The sequence below is a fragment of the Methylobacterium sp. HJ2 genome (assembly GCF_056431005.1).
Genome location: NZ_JBWJYM010000002.1, coordinates 840,927 through 857,583, shown reverse-complemented (window position 1 = coordinate 857,583; position 16,657 = coordinate 840,927). Strand labels below are relative to the sequence as shown.

General features: G+C 68.0%; 10 protein-coding genes. 1 reads left to right on the top strand and 9 read right to left on the bottom strand.

What is annotated here, in order from left to right; all coding sequences use genetic code 11:
• The first annotated feature begins 369 nt into the window (after positions 1-369).
• On the top strand, positions 370-1,080 hold the full coding sequence (locus tag ACS5RC_RS08630; RefSeq protein WP_478343406.1) for a L,D-transpeptidase: 711 nt from the start codon (positions 370-372) through the stop codon (positions 1,078-1,080).
• Positions 1,081-1,332: 252 nt separating this feature from the next.
• Here the strand turns inward: ACS5RC_RS08630 and ACS5RC_RS08625 are convergent, their stop codons facing one another.
• The 9 genes from ACS5RC_RS08625 to ACS5RC_RS08585 form a co-directional block, all read right to left on the bottom strand.
• Positions 1,333-4,428 (bottom strand): efflux RND transporter permease subunit, encoded by a 3,096-nt coding sequence (locus ACS5RC_RS08625; RefSeq protein WP_478343405.1) that lies wholly within the window; start codon positions 4,426-4,428, stop codon positions 1,333-1,335.
• Positions 4,425-5,513, bottom strand: coding sequence for an efflux RND transporter periplasmic adaptor subunit (locus ACS5RC_RS08620; RefSeq protein ID WP_478343404.1), 1,089 nt, complete (start codon positions 5,511-5,513; stop codon positions 4,425-4,427). Before ACS5RC_RS08620 ends, ACS5RC_RS08625 begins: the two co-directional genes overlap by 4 nt.
• Before the next feature lie 362 nt (positions 5,514-5,875).
• Positions 5,876-7,279: an MFS transporter gene (locus tag ACS5RC_RS08615; RefSeq protein WP_478343403.1), complete on the bottom strand. Its 1,404-nt coding sequence runs from the start codon at positions 7,277-7,279 to the stop codon at positions 5,876-5,878.
• Between the two features lie 111 nt (positions 7,280-7,390).
• Positions 7,391-8,413: an NAD(P)H-binding protein gene (locus ACS5RC_RS08610; RefSeq protein ID WP_478343402.1), complete on the bottom strand. Its 1,023-nt coding sequence runs from the start codon at positions 8,411-8,413 to the stop codon at positions 7,391-7,393.
• Positions 8,414-8,972: 559 nt separating this feature from the next.
• Positions 8,973-10,223: a Hint domain-containing protein gene (locus ACS5RC_RS08605; RefSeq protein WP_478343401.1), complete on the bottom strand. Its 1,251-nt coding sequence runs from the start codon at positions 10,221-10,223 to the stop codon at positions 8,973-8,975.
• Between the two features lie 872 nt (positions 10,224-11,095).
• On the bottom strand, positions 11,096-12,088 hold the full coding sequence (locus tag ACS5RC_RS08600; protein WP_478343400.1) for a FecR domain-containing protein: 993 nt from the start codon (positions 12,086-12,088) through the stop codon (positions 11,096-11,098).
• 4 nt (positions 12,089-12,092) lie between these two features.
• Positions 12,093-12,608 carry a sigma-70 family RNA polymerase sigma factor gene (locus tag ACS5RC_RS08595; protein ID WP_478343399.1) on the bottom strand — a complete coding sequence of 172 codons (516 nt, stop codon included), beginning with the start codon at positions 12,606-12,608 and terminating at the stop codon, positions 12,093-12,095.
• 398 nt (positions 12,609-13,006) lie between these two features.
• The gene (locus ACS5RC_RS08590) at positions 13,007-14,728 is read right to left on the bottom strand and encodes an ABC transporter ATP-binding protein/permease (RefSeq protein WP_478343398.1); all 1,722 of its coding nucleotides are present in this window, start codon (positions 14,726-14,728) and stop codon (positions 13,007-13,009) included.
• Between the two features lie 41 nt (positions 14,729-14,769).
• The gene (locus ACS5RC_RS08585; protein WP_478343397.1) at positions 14,770-16,524 is read right to left on the bottom strand and encodes an ABC transporter ATP-binding protein/permease; all 1,755 of its coding nucleotides are present in this window, start codon (positions 16,522-16,524) and stop codon (positions 14,770-14,772) included.
• Between the last annotated feature and the right edge of the window lie 133 nt (positions 16,525-16,657).

Below are 16,657 nucleotides of genomic sequence, written 5' to 3'. Positions count from 1 at the left end.
GCAGGGTCAGGTAGGGGGCGACCAGCGCCCACTCTTCTTCGCTGACATCAGACGGATAGGCGTGACGTGACTGCATCCTTCCGAAACTGGCGCAGCCGCAGGTCCATAACAGCCTCTAGGCTGGAACTCCTGATCTCCCCAGCGCAGAGCAGATCGCAAGGTCAGCCATATCCTCAACCATTCTGACTGGAGTCGACAGGGCGCCTGGAACCGCATGATCGTGGGGACGCCAAGCGCTCCGCTTCGGGGCAGGCGTCACGCGGCGAAACGATGGGCTTGCCAGCCGCGGCAGCGACCGGCAGCCTTAGCTTAGCCACAGACGCTGCGGATGTCTCTCATCGGAATGCAGGACAGGGGACGGCCAAGATTATGATCAGGGACTGCGGACATGCCGATGCCGACGGGCTCCATCCGGGCATTGTGCCGGTGCATCGGAAGGAACTTCTCAACCGTCGGTCGTTCCTCTTGGGATCGGCTGCCGGTCTCGGAGCGTTGGGGCTCGCCGGGTGTGCGACATCCACCGACCTGATCTTTGCTGAAGCGGCGAAGATATATGGACCGTTGCCGGACGAAAAATTCCCTATTCCGGCGGTCGATGTCAGCAAGGTCGATCCGAAGTATTATCGTCGGACGGTTCAGTACGAATCCAAAGAAGCGCCGGGCACGATCGTCGTGGATCCCAAGAATTTCTACGTCTACCGTATCGAGGGCGAAGGGGCGGCGACCCGTTACGGCGCCAATGTCGGTCGAGACGGGTTTTTATGGAACGGTGACGCTTACGTCGGTCGCAAATCCGAATGGGCGACCTGGACACCACCCAAGGAGATGATCCGGCGTCAGCCGGAGGCCGCCAAATACGCCCGCGGCATGCCGGGCGGCCTCGACAATCCGCTCGGCGCCCGTACCCTGCATCTCTACCAGAATGGCGCCTATACGCTCTATACGATCTACGCCAGCAGCGACCCGGAAACGATCGGCACGGGCATCACGAGCGGCTGTGTCGGCTTACTGAGCCAGGACATGATTCATCTCTACACGCGCACGCCGGTCAAGACGAAGGTCGTCGTCCTGCCCGCATAGGAAGACGGTTCGGCCTTGAGCTCTCCCCAAGCGGACTTCGACGGCCCACTCGAGCGCCCGTCAGGGCGTGGCAGACAATGGGGCCGCCACCGCGACAACGTGCTGTCGGTTGAGCCTAGCCTGTTCCCGGGCGCCTCTCGGCATCGCTGAATCCTTGCATCATCGAGCTTATACAAATGTCATAGGTCATTTCTGAACAAGCGGATCCGAGTGCGTCGGCGCCTGCCGGCGGGGTCGCCCCCGAGATCGCGCTCAGGCCTCACGCGGAACCAGAGCCTGCTCACCCAGCCGAGGCCGGCGCGCCACGCGGAACCACAGGGCGTAGAGCGCCGGGAGGAACAGCAGGGTCAACAGCGTCCCCACGCCGACGCCGCCGATCAGCACGTAGGCCAGCGCTCCCCAGAACACCGAGTGTGTCAGGGGAATGAAAGCGAGCATCGCGGCGGCGGCGGTCAGAATGACGGGACGGGCCCGCCGCACGGTGGATTCCACGATGGCTTCGTAGTCCGACAGCCCCGCCGCGCGGTCGTGGTGGATCTGATCCACCAAGATCAGCGTATTGCGCATCAGGATGCCCGACAGCGCGATCAGGCCGAGGATCGCGTTGAAGCCGAACGGCTGGTGGAAGAGGAGCAGGGTCGGCGCGGCGCCGACGAGGCCGAGCGGCGCGGTCGCGAAGACCATGAACATGGTCGTGAACGAGCGGACCTGCAGCATGATGACCGTCAGCGTCACGATCAGCATCAGCGGGAAGATCATCACCAGCGCCTTCATCGCCTTCTCGCTCTCCTCGACCGATCCGGCCGTGTCGATGCGGTAGCCCGGCGGCAGCTTCGCCTTGATCGCGGCCAGTTCGGGAACGATCTGCGCGTGGATGTCGGGCGGCTGGCGGCCGTCGACCACGTCGCCCTGGACGCGGATGTAGGTCTCGCGGTTGTAGCGCTTGAGCACCGCATCCTCGTTGCGGCTCTCCAAGTGCGCCACTTGGGAGAGCGGCACTTGGCGTCCGTCCTTCGTGGCGAGCGTCAGGTCGCCGATGTCACCGAGCGATCGCCGCTCGGGTCCGGGACTGCGCAGGAGGACGTCCACGGAGCGTAGGTTCTCGCGCACCTGCGTCGCTGGCGTCCCATTGAGGTAGCTCTGCAATTGCTGGCCGGTCTCCTTCGGCGTCAGGCCGATCAGGCGCAGGCGTTCCTGGTCGAGGGCGAGGTGCAGGGTCGGCGTCTTGTCGCCCCAGTCGAGGTGGACGAGGCGCATGTTGGGATTGGCCATCATGACGTCGCGGACCTCGGCGGCGATGCCGCGGATGACGTCAAGATCGGGCCCGACCACCCGGAAGGCGACGGGGAAGCGCACCGGCGGCCCGAACACGATCTGCAGCACGCGCACCCGCGCCTCGGGAAAGCGCCCCTCGTCGACAAGGCGGCGCACCTTGAGCCGGAGCGCGTCACGGGCATTCGTGTCCGCGGTCTGGACGACGATCTGCGCGAAGGCGGGATCCGGCAATTCCGGATCGAAGGAGAGCACGAAGCGCGGCATGCCCTGGCCGATGTAGCTCGTGATCGCGCGCGCTTCCGGCAAGTCGCGGACCGCCGCCTCGACCCTCTTCACGGTCGCCTCGGTGGTGGCGAACGCGGAGCCGGTCGGCAGCGTGACCTCCACGATGAGTTCGGCCCGCTCAGAGTTCGGGAAGAACTGCTTCTCGACTTGGCTCATGCCGACGACGGCTGCGGCGAACAGCGCCAGGGTTATCCCGGCCGCCACCCACTTGTGATCGACCGACAGGCGTACGACGCGGCGGAGACGCTCGTAGGTCTTCGTGGCGTAGATCGCCTCGTGGCCACCGTCGACCGTCTCGATGGTGGGAAGGAGCTTGACGCCGAGATAGGGCGTGAAGGTCACGGCCACGACCCAAGAGACGATCAGCGAGAAGGCCACCACCCAGAAGATGTTGCCCGCATACTCGCCCGCGGTCGAAGCGGCGAAGCCCACGGGCAGGAAGCCCGCGATGGTGACGATCGTCCCCGTCAGCATCGGCGCGGCGGTGGCCCTCCAGGCGTGGGTCGCGGCCTCGATGCGGTCGGCGCCTTCCTCCATGCGCACAACCATCATCTCGATGGCGATGATCGCGTCGTCCACGAGAAGGCCGAGCGAGATGATCAGCGCGCCAAGCGTGATGCGATCGAAATCGCGGCCGGTGACCATCATCACCACGAACACGGCCGACAGCGTGAGGGGCACCGCCAAAGCCACCACGATGCCGACCCGGAAGCCGAGTGCGACGAGGCTGACGAAGATCACCACCGAGAGGGCGGTGAAGAACTTGACCATGAACTCGTGGATGGCCTCGTCGATGACCTTCGCCTGATCGGTGATCTTGGTGAAGGTGATGCCGATGGGCAGGTCGTGATGGATCGCGACTTCCTCGGCATTGAGGGCCTCGCCGAGACCGAGCCCGTTGAAACCGGGCTTCATCACCACGCCCAGCATCAAGGCCGGTTCGCCGTCGTTGCGGATCGCGAAGACCTTCGGATCCTCGTAGCCGCGCTTCACCTCGGCAATGTCGCCGAGTTTGAGGCTTCGGTCGCCGGCCGCCACCGGCAGGGTTCGGATCGCATCGAGGCCGTCGATGGCTCCGTCGAGCCTGAGGTACACGCGCGGGCCGTCGGCCTCCACGAAGCCGGCCGGCGTCACGTCGTTCTGGTTGGCGAGGGAGCCCAGGAGCTGCTGGCCGGTGATGCCGAGCGTCGCGAGGCGCTGATAGGAGATCTCGACGAAGATCTTCTGGGCCTGCTCACCGAGGATATTGATCTTCTCCACACCCGCCACCCGCAGCAGGCGCTGGCGCAGATCCTCGGCGCGCAGCACGAGGGTCCGGTGCGGCAGGCCCTGCGATTGGAGTGCGTAGAGGGCGAAGTAGATGTCCGAGAATTCGTCGTTGAACAGCGGCCCCATCACGCCGCGGGGCAGGCTGGAGGCCTGATCGGAAAGCTTCTTGCGTGCCTGATAGAACTCGGACTGCAGCTTGGCGGGGGGCATGTTGTCCCGGAAGAAGACCTTCATCAGCATCAGGCCGGGTCGTACCGTGGTCTCGACCCGGTCGTAATGGACGAGTTCCTGCAGCCGCTTCTCCAGCGGGTCGGCGACCTGGCGCTGCATTGCGTCGGCGGTCGCCCCGGGCCAAGCGGCCGAGACGGCCATCGTCTTCACGGTGAAGGTCGGATCCTCCGCTCGCCCGAGCTTCTGGAAGGCGAAGACGCCCGCCGCGGTCACCGCGATCAGGAGGAAGAGCGTGACGGCGCGTTCACGGACCGCCAGGGCCGAGAGATTGAAGCCGGAGGCGCTCATGGGGCGACCCCCGTCACGGTCACGGGAGCGACGGCCTGACGGACCTTCTGACCGGCCTTGAGCAGGTGGGCGCCGAGCGCGACGATCCGGTCTCCGGAGTGAAGGCCCGTGACGATCTGCGCGCTCTCCTCGGAGAGACGCGCGACGCCGACCGGTTGCGCGGCGACGGTCTGCGTCTCGGCCTCGTAGCGCCAGACCGCCGAGCCACCGCCCCGGTCGAACAGCGCTCCGAGCGGCACCGAGACGACGGCCGCCGTGTTCTCGGCGGACCGGAGCCGAAGGGTCACGGTCGCCCCGAGCGGCGCAGCCTCGCCGCCGCCGGACAGGATATAGCGGGCGCGATAGGTCCGGGTGGCCGGGTCGGCGGTGGCCGACAACTCCCTGAGCTTGGCCGGATAGGTGGCCTCACCCTCAGCGTAGAGGGTGGCCGACGCCGCCCCCGTCGCCACGCGCCGGCTTCCTTCGGGCAGGAACACCTCTGCCTCGCGGGCTCCGTCGCGGGCGAGCCTCACCACGGTCTGGCCGGCTGCGACGACTTGGCCGGGCTCGCTCGGGACCTCCATCACGACGCCGTCGGCATCGGCCAGGAGCTCGGAATAACCCACCTGGTTGGCAATCTGGCTCGCCTGCGCCTCGGCATTGGCGAACTGGGCGATGGCTGCGTCGGCGGCCGCCTTGTTCTGGTCGTAGGTCTGCTTCGAGGTCCAGCCATCACCGACGAGCTTGCGGCTGCGCTCCTCATCCGCCCTGGCCTTGATCATCTGCGCCCGGGCCGCCTCGACGGATGCACGGGCCGCGTTGAGCGCCAAGCTGAAGTCGGTTCGGTCGAGACGCATCAGCGGCTGGCCGAGGCGCACATGGTCACCCGGATCGACGAGGCGCTCGAAGATCTTGCCGCCGACCCGGAAGCCAAGGTTGCTCTCGGTGCGGGCACGGACCACCCCCGTGAAGCGGGCGACGGCGGGCATCGCCGGCAGAACCTCCACGGTTTGGACGAGCGGCGCATCCGGGACCACGGCCGTCTCGGCCGGCGAGCAGGCCGAGAGCACTAACCCGGAGAGCACGATCAACGCTCTGACCATCATCGCCCGACCTCCGGATCGCCGTACCGATTTTAAAATTATGTTCGTCATCTATTACGACATCGGCTGGCCGTCAATGGCTTCGCCCTCCATGACTACAGCCCGTGCCGTCGGCGCTACCGCGGGATGGATCATCCCGTGGAATTCGACGTCGCAGACGGCAATGCGCGGGCGACCGCGGATCCAGGGATCGCGGCGCTCGCCGTCATCGGTCGGGACGTCGGTGCTGAACGGCCATCCCATTCAGGGGGGATTTACGCGCCGGGAGGCCTTGCCTCATCGGCCATCACTGGGACGCGACATCGCAGACACGGGTCGGCCCAGGCCCTACCTGCCGACGGATGGACCGCCGGCCGTCGCGTCGGTCAGTGCGGGCGTTCCGTCGGGCCGGCAGCGAAGTCGGACCTCACGGCAAGGCGCAGGAAGCTCACCGCACTGGCGACCCCTGCGAAGGCTCCGCCGAGCCCGAGGGCCAGCGCCGCTCCGTGTGTATCGGAGACCGCGAAGCAGGCTGCCACGAGGGCCGCACCGGTTGTCTGCCCAAGCAGCCGTGCCGTCGCGACGATGCCGCTCGCCCCGCCCGATCGCGCCGACGGGGCGCTCGTCATGATCGCGCGCAGGTTCGGAGCCTGGAAGAAGCCGAAGCCGGCCCCGCAGAGCGCCATCCGCCACGCGATCGCCGCGACGCTCGGGTCTGCCGGCAGCGCCGCGAGCAGGCCCATCCCGAGCGCCAGGGCGGCCAAACCGATCCCGCCGAGCAGGCCCGGCGGGTAGCGGTCGGAGAGGCGGCCGGCCACGGGCGCCAGCAGCGCGACCACGACGGGCCAGGGCGTCATGAGAAAGCCGGTCTCGACCTGCGAGCGTCCCAGCGCGTGCTGGAACAGGAACGGCAGGGAGACGAAGGCCAGCCCCTGCGCCGCAAAGGAACACACGGAGGTCGCGGCCGAGAGGGCGAACAGTGGACGCTTCAGCAGATCGGCTGCGAGCATGGGAGCAGGATGCCGCGCTTGGCGCCAGAGCAGCAGCGTGCCGCATCCGATCGCCCCGGCAACCTCGCCGAGGATGCGCCAGAGCGGTCCCTCATGCGCAGCCTCGCCCAGCCCGAGCACGAGGAGCGAGAAGGCGGCGGCATTGAGCAGCGCGCCCAGCGTATCGAACCGGTTTCCGGAGCGTCCGGTATCGGGCAGCGCGGTCCAGGCGAGGCCGAGGGCCGCGAGACCGATCGGCACGTTGACGGCGAAGAGCCACGGCCAGGGCGCGGCGATGAGGATCAGGGAAGCGACCGTCGGGCCGACGGCGAAACCGACGCCGACCACGAAGGCATTGATCCCGACGCCCCGTCCGAGCAGGCGGGCCGGGTAGATGAAGCGGATGAGCGCGATGTTGACGGCCATGAGTGCGCTCGCGCCGAGGCCCTGCAGCACCCGCGCGGCGACGAGCGTCGGCAGGGACCACGCCAGGGCGCAGATGAGCGAGGCGCCGGTGAACAGGACGAGACCCGCGATGTAGATCCTCTGTTGCCCGACGATCTCGCCCAGGGCCGCGATCGGCAGGAGCGTCGCCACCACGGCGAGTTGGTAGGCATTGACGATCCAGACGGACCCGCCTGGATCGACGCCGAGGTCGGCGGCGATGGTCGGCAGCGCCGTGTTGGCGATGGCCGTATCCAGCGTGGCGAGCGCCACGCCGGTCAGCACCGCCGCCAGGGCTCGCCCGCGCTGGGCGGGGGGCAATCCATCGCGGGTCTGGACGTTCGGCGGCGTGAGCATCCGGGTATAGGCTCGCGGTGGGAGAGGCCCCGCTGCATGCGTGCGCCGCGCGCCCTTGGCAAGCACGCGGTGCGTCTTCGGCCAGCGAGCGCGGCGCCGCCCGGCGTCGCCTCAGAACACGGCATGATCCCCGCGCTCGGCGGACGCCTCGCCGCGAACCAGGCGGGCATAATGCTCGAACAGGGTTTCCGAACCCGTCGACGGCGTGGCGTGCGCATCGTATTGCCCGGTCGCCTGATCCAGGACGAGCATGGACTCGGTGGCGTAGTACCGCCCGATGCGGGCAAGCTCGGCCTTGGCAGCCAGCGCCGGTATGAGCCGTCCGAGGATTGCCAGAACGGCGATGATCACGTCGAGCATCACCACAGGGACATGTGTGAATCGCGGCTCGCGCCCCAGCAGGGCGAACAGCCGCTCGCCCTGCGCCTTCGGTGTCACCGCATTGCCCGGTCCGCCGATTGGAAGAATGCGGTTGCGTCGGTCGTCATCGTCGATGCAGGCGGCGAGGAAGCTGCCCAGGTCGTCGTCGCTGATCGGCTTGCAGGCGGTCAGCAGACCGTTGCCGAATACGAGGAACGGCCGCCCGCGCTTCAAGCGATCGATCTGCCCCGACAGCGACTTGAAGAAGGCCGTCGGCCGCACGATCGTGTAATCGAGGCCCGACGCGACCAAGACCTGCTCGAACGCGAGCTTGGCATGGTGGAAGGCGAGGACGGGTTTCTGAACGCAGATCGCCGAGAGCAGGATCACCTGCGTCACCCCGGCGGCCTGGCTGGCCTGCAAGGCGCTCACATGCGCCCGATAGTCGATCGCCCAGGCATCGTCGGGCGCTCCGGTGCGCGAGGCGAGGCACGAGACCAGGACGTCGAACGATTCGCCGCGAAAGCCGTCGTGGGCGAGCGAGGCCGGGTCGGTGACGTCTCCGAACCGCACGGTCGCGCCGGAGAGCCGGCCATCACGCTCGCTCGCGCCCGATGCATCCCCGGGATCGGCCCCGCGTCTGACGAGACAGACGACATCGTGGCCGCGCGCCACCAGGGCGCGCACGGTCGCGCGACCGATCGTGCCGGTGCCGCCAAGGACGAAAACCCGTCGCGGCGTTATGTCGTTCGGCCGATCCGCGGTCACGCGCATGGTCTCCGGACTGGTGAGGAACGATTTCTATCCGAAAAACTCGGCGGCAGGCTGGAGGGGCGTTTGGCCCCGGACCGGAGGCTGCCGATCAAGCCTGGCTTGGCTGCTGGAGCGGGATGATCTCGGGGCGTGTCCTCAGGTTCTCAGCGGTCGCATGTTCGATGTTGGGTCGCGGCATATGGTGCGAGGGATCGACCCTGATGCGTTCTGGCTGTTTCGTCCAGGCTTGGCAGATGGCTGCGAGGCTCGGCGACCAGAAGCCGGTGACGGCGCAACGCGTCGTGCCTGACAGAATGCTGGCGCTTGACCGTGGTATCCTGGGTCGCCGAGAAGGCGGCCGCGTCCGCCGGCCTGCTGCCCCTGAACTGTATCCGCCGGCATCGCCGCCCTGGCACCGGATGGTGGTTCGGATCATCCGGATCATGCGCATCTACGTGCTGAAGGCAGGCATGGCGGATGTGGTCGAAGCCGCGCTCCGTCCGGGTCATCGATGTCGCGGAGCGCCGATCATTCCTGCCGAAGAGCGACTGATGTCACGGTCCAGACGGTGCCGCGGCGCTCAGGCGGCGCGGGCGTCCGGTGCGGTGAGATCGGCCGGATCGGAGCGCTCGTGCGCACGCTCGGGCGCGGCCCAGCGCGGCAGGGCGTGCGCGGCCAGATCAAGGCGCAGGAACACCGGTCCCGCCAGCCCGGCCAGCAGGGCCGACGGCAGGCGCGCCCGACCCGCCGTCCAGCGATGGTCCTGGTACGACGCGTGGAACCCCGCCCCCAGCCGCGGATCGTCAAGCTCCACGCACCGCGCCCCGCTCAGGCCGTCGTCGAGCCGGAGGCCCGTCACGCAGAGGCCGAGCGCGCGCCGATCCGCGCTCTCCCCGACCTCCCACGGCACGCTGGTCGGCGACACCAGATGGATGTCCTGCGCCTCGGCCGGCAGCAGGAAGCAGGCGGAGAGGTCCCGCGCCTTGGGCCGGACGATCTGCCCGTCGACCTCCAGGTGCACCTCGGCCCAGGTCTCGGGCGTGACGATCCGCCAGCCCAGCGTCTCGGCGCGGCGGCGCAGCTGGGCGCGCACGGCCTCCACCACAACCCCGTCCGCGTGGTACGGCCGGCAGAAATCGGCATGCGTGCGCAGGCTCGCATCGGCATCGGGCGCGGCAGCGAGATCGACCACCGCCTCCTCCGCGAAGAAGTCGCGGTGGCCCATGTCGAGGTAACTCTCGGCGGGCTGGCCCTCGGCGAGGAGGATGTCGTGGCCGTCGAGTTCGACGTGCCAGTAGGTGACGCTGTCGACCGCCTCCTGCACGATGGTAGCCCCGTTCACCAGCGCGATGGCCGGGATCAGCACCTCGCCCACCACGTCGAGGGCGATGGCGTGGCCGGGCGAGACCACCAGGTCGCGGACAGGCCTGTTTTCGCCGAGGGCGTGGGCGCGGATGCGCACGGGCAGGACGGCGGCCGGGTCGAGGTGGCGGCGGCAATCAATGGTGCGATGACCAATCCAGCGGATCGGACGGGGCTCACCCGAGGCCGTCACCGCCAAGTCGCCGACCTGCAGGTCCTCCACCGCGACGTCGCCGCCCGCGGTCCGGATCCGCGTGCCCGAAGTGAAGCAGAGGACTGCCGTGTCCTGCGTGAAGGCGGAAGCCGGAACGGTGTCGAATACAGAATAGTTTTGATTCGTGTACAGAAGGTAGATCGACCCGTCGAGCGTCTTCGCGGCCGGGATCGTTCCGATGATGCCGCCATCGGAACTCTTTCCCCAGTATTTGATATCCAACGCATCGTCGCCCAGCGAGTTGGACACGAGCATCCGTTCGCCTCGCACATCCCCAAGAACGGACGTACTGTCGCTCGGACCGTCACTCTGATAGTCGGATATCTGGGAGCTGACGTCGTTTAGAACATTGCCGACGCTAAAGTTTCCATCCGACGTTCTCGTCAATTCGACGGCATTTTTGTACGTGACGGAGGGGGCGGGTCCAGAGGCCATATTTAAAACTCCTGCTAATGTAGGACGGATTGATCTCGGTGGCCGTCGGCTGGAAGCGTTAGTTCAGCTGTTGCTTCGATTGGATCGGCAACAATACTATATTAGGGACATGCACGTCATGATCAGTTTTTAAGATCCTCAGGATCAAAGTGCTTCGATTGATTGGCGCCGTACGTAAATCCGGCTGAACAAAGCGCGGCGGCATACGAGCGGAACCAAGTGTTGGGACTGGGACGTCATCTTTCGCGTGCGGCCTTCCTGGTTTCGCCCCTCCTGAAACCGCTGTCGGACGAGCGTCAGAAATTGACATTGCCGCGGAACATTTTTCGTCGTGATCTTGCCGTGCGCGCTTTCGCGGCGTGGCGCAGACGACGGAATGCCGAAGAGGGATCTTCCAAGGATCCGGGGAGAGCGGCGATCACGTCGGGCCGTCGAGTCGGCCCTTCCCATCGCGCGGGTCCTCGACGCGGACGGAGCGGCGGGAGGGGTCTGGCCTTTCAGGACGGTTCGACGCGGTGCCCCCTCGTCGGGGCGCCGTGCATTCGGCGTCGGTCCGCCGTCACTCGCGGCGGTCGGATGCTGCCACCGGGCTCGCCGCCACGGGATCGGCGCCTCGCGACCCACGGCCGCGAGAAATCAGCAGGTGACGGTCGATGGAACGCCTGACGGCACAGTGGCGCCAGGATCCTCCGTCATGCAGCGGCGCCCTCGATCGTGATCCAGAACCCAGCCGTCCGTGTCATTTCCAGACCTACGGATTGCGCCAACGCACTCAAGGCCGCAACCGGCTGAAAGAGATCGAAGACGCCCGTCGCGCGGCGCGTGCCCGCCTCCTGGCTCAGTCGGATGAAGCCCGCGTAATAAGGCCGGATCTCGTCGACGATGTCCGTGACGGCCTCGTCGCGCACGACCTGCACGCCGGATGCCCAGGACGAAGCCGCGTCGACGTCGACCGCGCCGCGCTTCACGTCGCCGGACGCCCTCAGGACGAGATGCTCGCTTTCCGCGATCGAGAACCGTCGACCGGTGCTCCCGGTCACCGTTGCCGTGCCTTTGAGGCTCGAGACGATGATCCGGTCGTCACGCCGGTTCAGGACGAACGTGCCGGTCAGGGCGTCCAGGCGCGCATGCCCCATATCGACGGCGAAGGGCCGTGAATCGCCCGCAGCGATACCGAGCATCATCTTGCCGCGGACGAGTTCGAGGCCGCGCGTTTCGGATCCCTTCGCCACGTTGACGGCCGAGCGCGGGGCAAGCACGACCTCGCTGGCGTCGCCGAGACGGAAACGATCATGTTCGGCCGTCCGCGTGTAGTGGTCGGTGATCAGATCCTCCAGCGGCACGAAGCGCTGGGCCGTGACCAAGCCGGCTGCGCCCAACGCTGTGAGGGCCGCCATCCCGGCGACGACCGTCCTGCGATCGCGGCGGATCAGGGGCCGCACCTGCGAGATCGTCCCGCGCGGAAGGCGGATCCGCGCGAGCGCGTCGAACGGCTGGAGGCCGCCCGTCAGCCGCTCCCAGGCCAGTGCGTTGGCGGAACTTTCGTTGCGCCACCGGTCGAAGTCGCGCACCTGGCGATCGGTCATGCTGCCAGAGGTGATGGCGACCATCCACTTGATGGCGGCTCGTCCGCTCTCGTCGATCTGAGGGCCCTCGACGTTCGCCTGCGACCGGACCTGAGCCACCCGGTCAGCCCTCCATCCGGGCGAGATATACGGCCGAGAAGCCCTGGGTCATGTACTTGCTGACTGCGCTGAGCGACACGTTCAGCTCCTGGGCGATCTCCTTATTGGACATACCATCGATCTGGCTCATGAGGAACGCGGTCCGGGCTCTGACCGAGAGCTTGCCGAGCACGATGTCAATCTTCTGAAGCATCTGGATGATGATCAGCCGCTCTTCGGGCGAGGCGTCCGCGGCCTCCGGCACCGCTGCGAGGGCCTCTTCGTAGGCGATCTGCAATTTCTTGCGGCGTCGCGCATCGAAGATGATCCGCTTCGCGATCGTGGTCATCATCGCACGCGGTTCACAGACGCTTGCTATGTTCGGCAGGTTCAAGAGCGACAGGAAGACATCGGAGACGATGTCCTCCGACGCATGGACGGTCCAAGGCTGTCTGGACAGCCAAGCTCCCAGCCAGGACGCGTGTTCTCTGAACAGCGTCTCGACCAACCGTGAATTCTGTCCAGCGACAATGCCTGCCATTCCAGCTCCCCCAACGCCCGCCGGTGCGCCCTGGCCTTGCCGGCCACGCTGCCTCCGCTTCCGATCCGACTCGGCGATCGCAGATGTCTCTCGCCTCGATCTCCTCCCAGGATCGCATTGAATCCTTCAATGCAGCACTCGTGCCAGGGACGCCACAATCCCGAAGGCGCTTTAAGTACAACTTGCGCCTGTTTCATTGATTTCGGCAATCTGAGGACGTGCCGATCCGGCGGTGTCGCGGACCCGTGGTCGAACCTGGACTTCGCCGAGGCCACCCGCGTATGGATCATGACGTGGCCGCGACACTCCGGTCGTGGATCGCGGTGGCGGTCGGGTCGCGTATGCGGGACGATCCGTCAGCGGCCTCGCCCGCGCGGACGCGCGCGCCGGGCGTCCCGCTATCGCGCGGGCTCGACCGGGGACAGCGACCAGCGCCCGCCCGGTTCGAGGGTCAGCACCCGCTCGTGATGCCGGATGACACCGGGCCGATGGGCGACGCTGACGAACCGGGCCCCGCTGCCGATGAGCACGTGGTAGAGATGGGCCTCGGTGGCGACATCGACCGCGCTGGTGGCCTCGTCGAGGAGAACGAAGCGGGGCCGGGCGATGAGGACGCGGGCAAAAGCGAGCCGCTGCTGCTCCCCGAGCGAGAGGATCCGGCCCCAGTCCTTGCGGGCCGAGAGGCCGCCATGCATCGCGGCGAGGCCGCTCAGACGGACAGCGTCGAGGGCGACCAGAATCTCTGCGTCCGGGACGTCGCACGCCCTCGGATAGAGGAGCTGGGTGCGCAGGTCCGAGAGCGTCACGTAGGGCTGCTGCGGAAGGAACAGGCAATCCTCGGCCGGAGGCATCACGATGCGGCCGCTGCCACCCGTCCACAGGCCCGCCATCGCCCGCAGCAGCGAACTCTTGCCGACGCCGCTCCGTCCGACGATGACGAGGTTCTCACCGGACCCCAGCGACAGCGAGAGATTGCGGACGAGGCTCTGCTCCCCCTCCGGAATCCGCAAGCAGAGATCGTCAATCGCGAACGTGTCGCGGCGGCGTTCGAGCACGATCCGCCGCTCCCGGCCCGCGCCGTGGTCTGCCTCGACCGCGTCGGCCCGCTCCACGATCTGTGCGAGCCGGACCGCATGGGGTGCGATACTGGAGAGTGGCGCCAGGACGCCGAGCAGGGCCGCGGCCGTGTCGGCGACCGACGCCGTGACGGCCGCGGCCTGGACCAGGGTTCCGAAATCGACATCGCCCGCCAAGACCTTCGGCGCCAGGATGAGGTAGGGGATTGCCAGCCACCCGACGCCGAACAGGAGCGGCGCCATGTCGGTGACCAGTCGCCGGAACAGGGTCGCGATCAGCTCGCGGCGCACCACGGCGCCGACCTGGGCGTGGAGCCGGGCGCGCTCGACCCCCTCGCCGGCATGGAAGGCGATCGCCTCCGCGTTGGCGTGGACATGGGCGAGCCCATAGCGGAGGTTGCCGCCAGCCATCGCGGCCGCGTAGCGCAGCCGCACGAGCGGCACGTATCCCAGATAGGTCGCCACGCCCTGCCCTAGGGCGAGGAGCGCGACGACGACCGCCAGCCGGCCATCGATCGCGCCGAGCACCGCCCCACCCGCGATGAGCGAGCCGCCTGCGCCGAGCACCGTCGCGGGCAGCCCGAAGAACAGGTTCACGAGGATCGAGAGGCTGTCCTGGATGCGCTGGTCGGGATTGTCGAGATCGCCGCGCCGAGCGATGTCGTAATAGACGCGCCGGGACAGGTAGCGACGCACGATCCGCTCGGTCAGCCAGACCCGCCAAGCCCTGGTGACCCAGGCGCTGACGATCATCCCGAGGCCGGTGATCAACAGGCCGGCGGCCACGAGCAGCAGGTAGACCGAGAACTCGCGCTGGAAGAGCGGCCAGTCCCGGCCCGTCAGGGCGTTGGTCAGGTGCTTCAGCGCGAAGGACGTTTGCAGGCCGAGAGCGGTGCCCAGGCCGATTTGCCCGAGGATCGCCGTCATCCCGATCCAGTAGGGCCACGCCTCGGCTCGGGTCCAGAAGGGGACGAAGAAGCGTCCGATGCGCCGGAGCAGCAGCAGGTCGATCCCGAGATCCGCCCTGCGGGCGGATGTGGACACGGCGGGATCCGCGGACTCTCCGGCCACGTGCGCGGCCTCTTTCATCGTGCCGCCGCCAGGATCCGGACGGCCTCGCGGCCGACCGGCTCGAGCGTCCAGCCGCCCCCCGGCTTCAGGGTCAGGGCCCGGCCGTGGTGCGCGATGATCGCTGGACGGTGTCCCACGCTGAGGAAGCTCGCCCCCGTCGTTGCGAGCAGCGTGTAGAGGTGGTGCTCGGTCTCCGGATCGAGGGCGCTCGTGGCCTCGTCCAGGAACAGGAACGCGGGCCGTGCGACGAGGACGCGGGCGAACGCGATGCGCTGCTGCTCGCCCCTCGACAAAAGCTGCGACCAGTCCCGGATCGCCGAGAGGCCGCCATGGGCAGCGGCGAGGTCGGGGAGGCGTACGGCGGCGAGGATCGCCGTCAGCGCCGCGTCGTCGAGGTCGGCTCCGTGCGGATAGAGCAGTTGCGCGCGCAGGCTGGACGCCGTGAGGTAGGGGCGCTGGGGGAGGAAGAGGCAGGCTGAGGCGGGCGGCGTCGCGATCCGCCCGTCCCCGCGCGTCCACAGGCCGGCCACGGCGCGCAGGAGCGAGCTCTTGCCGACGCCCGTCTCCCCGAGGATCACGAGGCTTTCCCCGGCTTCGACCGTCAGACTCAGGTCGCGGACGAGCGCGCGTGCGCCATCCGGCGTCTGCAGGGATAGATGCTCAATGGCCACGCGGTCGCCGATCCGCGCGAGGGCGATCCGCGGTGCGGCGGGCCGGTCTTCCTCCGCCGCCAGGGCTGCGAACCGCTCTTGGATAGGCGCCAGCCGGACAACCTGGGCCGACAGCGCTCCGAGACCGGCCACGATCTGGGACAAGGTCAGGATCACGCCACGCATCATCAGGGTGATCGAGGTCGCCTGGGCGAGGGTGCCGTAGCTCATCGCCCCGCTCGCCACCGATTCCGCCAGAACGAGGTAGGGCAGCGCGATCCAGGCGAGCGTGAAGAAGGCCTCGACCGTCAGAAGCAGCAGTGCCGAGAAGCGGTCGTACCGGAACTGCCGTCGCGCGGCCTCGCGGGTCCGCGCCATCACGGTGCGCGCCTCGACCGCCTCGCCGCCGTAGAACGCGATCGCCTCCGCGTGGTCGCGCACGTGCACGAGTTCGCGCCGCAAGTCCCCCTCCGCGACTTGGACCGCCACTCGGAGCCGGACCGTCGCGGGAACGACGAAGTAGGACGCGGCGATCTGGGCCGCGCCCAGACACGGGACCACGATCAGGAAGCGCTCGTCCAGGCCGAGGAAGACGACGACGGCCGCGGTGACGCGAGCCGCGACGCCGACCACCCATTGGGCGATCTGGATCGTGTTCTCGACGAAGGGCCGGACGCATTCGGCGATGCGCTGATCGGGATTGTCGAGATCCTCGCGGAGGCCGATCACGTAATAGGTGCGCCGGGACAGATACTGGTCGACGATGGTCCTGGTCAGCCAACGGCACCAATCCGCCTCGATCAAGCCGTCGAGGACGAACCGGACCTGCGGCAGCAGAATCTGCACGGTGTAGAGCAGGAGGTAGGCCGTCAGTGCGGACCGGAAGGCGGCGGCATCGCTGGCGAGAATCGCGTCGGTGGTTTCCTTCAGGAGCCTTGCGGTGACGACCGCGAGGTAGGACAACGCGGCGCCCTGCATCACGAGCACGGCGAAGCCGATCCAGGCCGGCCAAGCCTCGGGCCGGCGCCAGTAGGGAAGCGTCAGCCGGGCGATCCGCCGAAACAGGCGGGCGTCGATCCGGTCGTCGGGCTTGCCGGCGGGGGGAATGGCGGCCGTCATTGTCCTCGCGCGGCCCCGGGCGGGCCGGCGGGCCGGGACATCCCGAGCCGCGCGGCCGCCGCGGATCCCAGCTGCGGGAGCGCATGCGCCCTCGGCCTCCGGCGCGAGCCGGTCGCGCCCCGACGCGATCCGG

Bases quoted from the DNA above. Each gene is read 5' to 3' on its own strand.
- ACS5RC_RS08630 (WP_478343406.1), top strand. From the start codon at position 370: ATGATCAGGGACTGCGGACATGCCGATGCCGACGGGCTCCATCCGGGC.
- ACS5RC_RS08625 (WP_478343405.1), bottom strand. From the start codon at position 4,428: ATGAGCGCCTCCGGCTTCAATCTCTCGGCCCTGGCGGTCCGTGAACGC.
- ACS5RC_RS08620 (WP_478343404.1), bottom strand. From the start codon at position 5,513: ATGATGGTCAGAGCGTTGATCGTGCTCTCCGGGTTAGTGCTCTCGGCC.
- ACS5RC_RS08615 (WP_478343403.1), bottom strand. From the start codon at position 7,279: ATGCTCACGCCGCCGAACGTCCAGACCCGCGATGGATTGCCCCCCGCC.
- ACS5RC_RS08610 (WP_478343402.1), bottom strand. From the start codon at position 8,413: ATGCGCGTGACCGCGGATCGGCCGAACGACATAACGCCGCGACGGGTT.
- ACS5RC_RS08605 (WP_478343401.1), bottom strand. From the start codon at position 10,223: ATGCTCGTGTCCAACTCGCTGGGCGACGATGCGTTGGATATCAAATAC.
- ACS5RC_RS08595 (WP_478343399.1), bottom strand. From the start codon at position 12,608: ATGGCAGGCATTGTCGCTGGACAGAATTCACGGTTGGTCGAGACGCTG.
- ACS5RC_RS08585 (WP_478343397.1), bottom strand. From the start codon at position 16,524: ATGACGGCCGCCATTCCCCCCGCCGGCAAGCCCGACGACCGGATCGAC.